Origin of the sequence: Micromonospora echinofusca (assembly GCF_017614955.1) — a bacterium.
Classification (GTDB): Bacteria; Actinomycetota; Actinomycetes; order Mycobacteriales; family Micromonosporaceae; genus Micromonospora; species Micromonospora echinofusca_A.
On sequence record NZ_WVUH01000421.1, the window covers coordinates 1 to 5,355 of the forward strand.

Annotated in this window: 4 protein-coding genes; all 4 read right to left on the bottom strand. The window is 73.5% G+C overall.

Translation table 11 applies throughout. The features are described from left to right. Nucleotides 1-126: 126 nt before the first annotated feature. Complete coding sequence (locus GSF22_RS35880) at nt 127-957, bottom strand: neutral zinc metallopeptidase (RefSeq protein WP_208817283.1); 831 nt, start codon at nt 955-957, stop codon at nt 127-129. Further along, entirely contained in the window at nt 954-2,834 is a 1,881-nt protein-coding gene (locus GSF22_RS30015) for a 5'-methylthioadenosine/S-adenosylhomocysteine nucleosidase family protein (RefSeq protein ID WP_208817284.1), read from the bottom strand. The genes GSF22_RS35880 and GSF22_RS30015 overlap by 4 nt, the downstream gene beginning before the upstream one ends. After that, the gene (locus GSF22_RS30020) at nt 2,831-3,592 is read right to left on the bottom strand and encodes a PASTA domain-containing protein (RefSeq protein WP_208817285.1); all 762 of its coding nucleotides are present in this window, start codon (nt 3,590-3,592) and stop codon (nt 2,831-2,833) included. Before GSF22_RS30020 ends, GSF22_RS30015 begins: the two co-directional genes overlap by 4 nt. Next, nucleotides 3,585-5,355: ATP-binding cassette domain-containing protein (locus GSF22_RS30025; protein ID WP_208817286.1), on the bottom strand; the 1,771-nt coding region annotated here is incomplete at its 5' end. The genes GSF22_RS30020 and GSF22_RS30025, both read right to left, overlap by 8 nt.

The window sequence follows — 5,355 nt, forward strand, 5'->3', positions numbered from 1 at the left end:
GGGCGGGGGTACGGATGGATTCATCGAGGGCCCTCCAGTGGCCGAGTGGGCATCCCGAGCCTTCATGTCATGTAGACAATAAATTGCCCGGCTCTTTGTGTCAATCGGACATTATTTGGGCGCGTGCTACAACTCCGTGGTGCACGCACCGGCCGAGGCGAGGTAACCGGTGAAGAAGGCGGCCCGGCGTTGCAGCGCCGAGCCGTGCGCGCCCGGATCGAACCAGCCGGTCTGTGGCCGGTCGGCGACCGCGGCCAGCCCCCGGAACAACTCCTCGACGTCGCCGTCCTCCAACGACAGCCGACCGTCCCGGACCGACCCGCCCAGGTAGGCCCCGGCCAAACAGTCCGCCTGCAACTCGTTCTTGATCGAGTACGCCGACCCCAGACCGAGCCGGGCCTGGACCGCGTGCCCGTACTCGTGCCCCACCAGGAAGTAGACGAACGTGTCGCCGATGTCGCGCCAGTACCCACGCAGCCAGACGGAGTCGTAGGCGATGAAGTCGGCGCCCCCGCAGTACACCGCGTTGCGGGCCGGTACCCGCTTCCCGCCGCACTGCGGCCCACCGGTGCCCGAGTAGGCCACCACCCGCCGGACCGGGGTGAAGGTCCGGCCCTCCTCGGCGAAACGTTCCTGCCAGTACGCGACCACGGTCCGCAGGGCGGTACCGATGTCCGCCTCGTACGTTCCGGTGCCGGGTGGCCCGGCGGTGGACGGCCGGGGCGCGTCGACGGACGGCCCGGGACGCCCCGTCCGCGCCGGATCGGCGGAGGCGGACGGGCGGTCGCCGGTGCCCGGTCCCGTCGGGGCCGGGGAACCGGTCGGGCGTGGGGTGCAGGCGACCGTCAGCACCGCCAGGGCGGTCAGCCCCACCAGCCACCGGCCGACCCGCCGGGTACGCCCGCAGGTCGCGAACCCGGCCGTCCGACGCGGCCGGGTACCCGGGCGGGGGCTCACGACCGGTCCAGCGCGCCGGTACCGACCATGTGCACCAGGAACTCCGCCGCGTTGCGGGCTGCCCGCCGGTGGTACCGGTTGTTCTTCCCCGCCGCGAAGTCGCAGATCCCCTTGATCACGATCCAGTCGACCCGGCTCCGAGCCGCCACCGAGTAGATCCCCCCGGCCTCCATCTCCCCACCGATGGCGTCCCGGTGTGCGCTGATCAACCGTTCCCGGTACACCGTCGAGTCGACCAGCGCGCTCGCGGTCAGCATGGGTCCGAAGTGGACGGGGGCGCCCGACCAGTCGAGCAGGGCCGCCGACCGGCAGGCCGCCAGGAGCATCGAGGTCGCCTCCGGGCTGGGCCCCCGCTGCAACTCGGTGAAGCCGTCGCCCGCCGGGTCGTCACTGATCCGGCGGTGGTCGAGCAGCCGGAGCTGGTGGGAGACGAGTACGTCGCCCAGCTTCTGCGGGGGTCTCTTCAGTCCGAAGCAGATGCCGACCAGGATCAGGTAGTCGGGTCTGATCTCCTGGATCAGGTCCGCCGCGACCGGGGTGGCGGATGCCGAACCCACCGCCCCCTGCTCACACTGGGCCAACAGGATGTCCACCCCGCTCACCGGTCCCAGGAGCAGGACCGGGTGCCCGCCCGGGAACTCCCGGACCGGTCGGCAGTCGTTGGCCCCGGTCACCGCCTCCCGCACCGCGTCGTGCTCCTCGGGCGTGACCACCATGACCAGCAGCCGGGGTCGTTTCTGTGCGTTCATCGCCGGTTCCTCCCTCTTCCTGTCGTACCGGGCCCGGAGCCACGCGTGGCCGATGGCGGTGGCCAGTACCAGCGCCCCGACCACGGTCAGCGCGCCGACCAGCACGCCGAACAGTCGGGCCAGACCGGTCGCCGGAGTCAGCCCCGGCGGGTCGTCGAACACCATCCGCCAGGCCAGCCAGCACAGGGCGTCGATGAAGGTCGCCGGTCGTCCGGCGCACCCGGTGCCCGTGCAGGCGGTGCGTTCGTCGTCGGCGATCAGCCAGGCCAGGTACGGCACCACCGTGGCCAGCCCGAGCAGATACACGGCCAGGAGACCGCCGGGATCGAGCACCGGCCGGACCCTGCCCGGCCCGTGCAGGGTCGGTAGCAGCACCACCGCCTCGCGCGGCCCGTCGGACGGCCGGCCCACCTGCCGGGGCCACCGCTCGACGAGCGTCCGCATCGCGGTGGTGCTGATGGTGCGGAGCGGACAGAACAGGGTCTCCGCCACCGGCAACGGCCGGGCCACCAGGCCCAGGTCCGACGCGACCCGGTCGAACCGCTGGTTGACCAGCCGGACCACCTGCCGGAACGTCTGCTCCAGCAACCGGGCGCCGGTGGGCCCGTCGGCGTGGTGCAGCAGAGCGATCCGCCACCCCGCCTCCGCCGACGGGTGCCGTTCCGGCTCCGGCCGCCGAAGACGGGCGACCCCCCGGACCACCGCCACGATCACGGTGGCGACCATCAGTCCGGTCACCTGGAACAGGGCGGCCAGCACCAGGATCAGTGCGACCGTCCCGGCGGCCGGCAGCGGTAGCAGGGCGGTGCCGCCGGCGCCGGCGACGGCGAGCAGCGGCGGCCCGCCGTACCACAGGAACTGCCAGTGCTGGTCCCACCACCGCAGCAGGCGCCCCCGACGGGGTGGTGGCCAACCCACCGGTGGTTCGAGCAGGGCGAACGAGTCCGGCCCCCGCCACACCAGCCGCTCCTCGCGAGCCGCCAGGTAGAGCATCACCGCCAGCGGTGCCCGGGTCCGCAGCACCCCGTTGACACTGCGCGGCCGGGCTGCCGCAGCGGCCTGCCGGCCGTGCTCGGCCCGCCGCAGTCGTGCCGCCGCCCGCCGGCAGTCACCGAAGCCGGGGGTCAACTGGCACACCCCGATCCGCCGGTGGGCTCCCCGAACCGGACCACCGACAGGGTGATCCGGGTGGTCAGCTCCGGGCTGGTCCCGGCCCGCACGGACTGACCCACGACCACCCAGTCGCGGTCGAGCAACTGCATCCGTCCCTGCCCGGTGGCGTCGGTGGACCGCAGGTTGAAGAAGCGCGCCGCCTGCATGGCGTCCTGCGCACTCTGGAGGTCCTTGCAGACCACGTCGGGTACGACGCCGACGGTCACCGTGCCGGAGCCCGTCCCGTCGGTGGGCTTGCGCACCCGCAGGGTCACCAGCAGATCGGGACCGGCGCCCGTGCCGGCCGGTGGGTCCTGGGTGACGACCACCCAGTTGCGGTCGTCCAGCACCAGGCGTCCCTGCCCGGTCGCGTCGACGACCTGCGGTGTCCCCAGCCTCAGCGACACCAGCGCCGCCTTCGCCTCGGTCAGCCGGCGTCCGGTCAGGTCGGGGACGGTGACCGGTCCACCGACGGTACCGGCTGCCGGCGACGGCGTGCCGGGCGTGGTGGCCGGATCACCGGGCGTCGGGCCCGCCGCCGTGCCGGACGCCTGGGCACCGGGGGTGGCCGTGCCGGCCACGGTCGGCGTCGGCCCGCTCTGTTCCTGCTGGTCGGCCCGGCGGTTGACGGCCACCGCGCCGGCGGTGCAGACCACCGCAGTCAGTCCGGCCAACCTGAGCAACCAGGACCGGCGGGCGACCGGTGGAGGGGCACCGGGGTACGGCTCAGCCACGCCATCTCCTCTCCGTGAGCTGGATGGCGACGGTGATCGACCAGGCGGTCACCAGCCCCATCCCGATGAGGGTCAACGGCACCCAGAACGCGGCGTCCTGCCACAGGGGATCGTGGTAGACACCGGTCGGTCGGTGCGTGTTCAGGTCCGCGTACGACGCGACGGCACCCAGCCCGAGCCGGGCCGGCAGGACCGCGGTCATCCACAGCGGCACCTCGAAGAGTGCCCCGTTGAGCGCCACCTGGAAGACGGCCAGCAGGGTGTTGTACCCGACCGCCTGCTCCAGTGAGTCGGCCAGCGCGGAGACGAGCATGCCCAGCCCCATCGAGCTGACCATCACCGCGAAGAGCGCCCCGAAGAGCAGCACTGTCGGGGCGATGCCCAGGGCCGGCGGGGGCAGGTCCCGGAAGGCGGCGTAGGCCAGGGTGATGGCGGCGGCCAGTACCCCGCAGACCGTCGCGTACACCGCCGCCTTGGCCAGCAACAGGGTGCGGCTGGCGATCCCGACCCGCCAGTCCCGGTGCAGGATGTTCCGGTCGTGCACCAGGTCGAGGTAGGTCAGTGCTGCCCCGGTCAGTGCGGCGACGGTGACCAGGATCGAGAGCACCTGCGGCATCCCGGGCCCCGGTCGGAGCCCGTCCGCCGACGCCAGCACGGCCAGTCCGGTACCGACCAGCGGCAGGCCGGCCAGCTGGGCCAGCGCCTTCCAGCCGCGCCGGGTGAGCAGCACCGCCTGGCGGAGCAGCGCCTGGGTGAAGCCCGGATGGCCGGTGCCGGTACGACCCGGGCCGGGTGCGTGCGGCCGGGCTCGCCGCACCGCCGGCTTCGCCGCCGGTGCCCGGTCCAGTTCCACCAGCCAGTCCGCCCAGGTGGGGTACCCCTGGCTGGCCGGGTCCACCGGGGGACCGGCGTAGCGGACCCGCCCGCCCCGGCCGATGGCGACCAACTGGTCGACCTGTTCCAGGTGGGCGACCGAGTGGGTGACGATGACGACGGTGCAGTGCAGCTCCCGGCTGATGGCGTGCAACCGCCGCATGATGTCCCGGTCCTTGCCCACGTCCAGTCCGCTGGTCGGCTCGTCGAGCAGCAGCAGCTGTGGCCGACCGACCAGTTCGGTCCCGATGGAGACCCGCCGTCGCTGCCCGCCGGAGAGCGTCGAGACCAGGTTGTCGGCGACCTCGCGTAGCCCGAGCCAGTCCAGGGCCGCTGCCACCCGGTCCCGGACGTACTGCTCCGACGCGTCCCGGGCGGCCCGGAACCGGGCGGCGATGGTCAGCGTCTCCCGCACGGTCAACGCGCCGTAGAGGTCGTCGGACTGCGGGACGTAGCGCACCTGCTGCCGCCCGGCCGGCCGCCCGGCCGAGCGCGCGCCGCCGATCCGCACGGTGCCGGAGACCGGCCGGTAGGTGCCGAGCAGCAGATGGACCAGGGAGGACTTCCCGGCCCCGGAGGGGCCGACCAGGGCGACCACGGCGCCGGCAGGCACGTGCAGGTCGACCCTGTCGAGAAGTACCCTGCCCGCGGTCCGCCCCTTCTCCACCACGACGGTGACGTCGTCGACGTCGATGGCGAGGCCCCGGCCGGCACTGACCTGCAGGGCGGCCCCGGCATCCGGCCGGGTCGGGACGCCGGTGGTGGGTGCGGAACCGGCGGCGGTCGCGGAACCGACGGTGGGTGCGGAGCCAGGGAGGGTCGCCGCCGCGGTGACCGTGGTCTGCCCGATCACGAAGACCCGGCCCGGGTCCAGGACGGCGGTCATCACC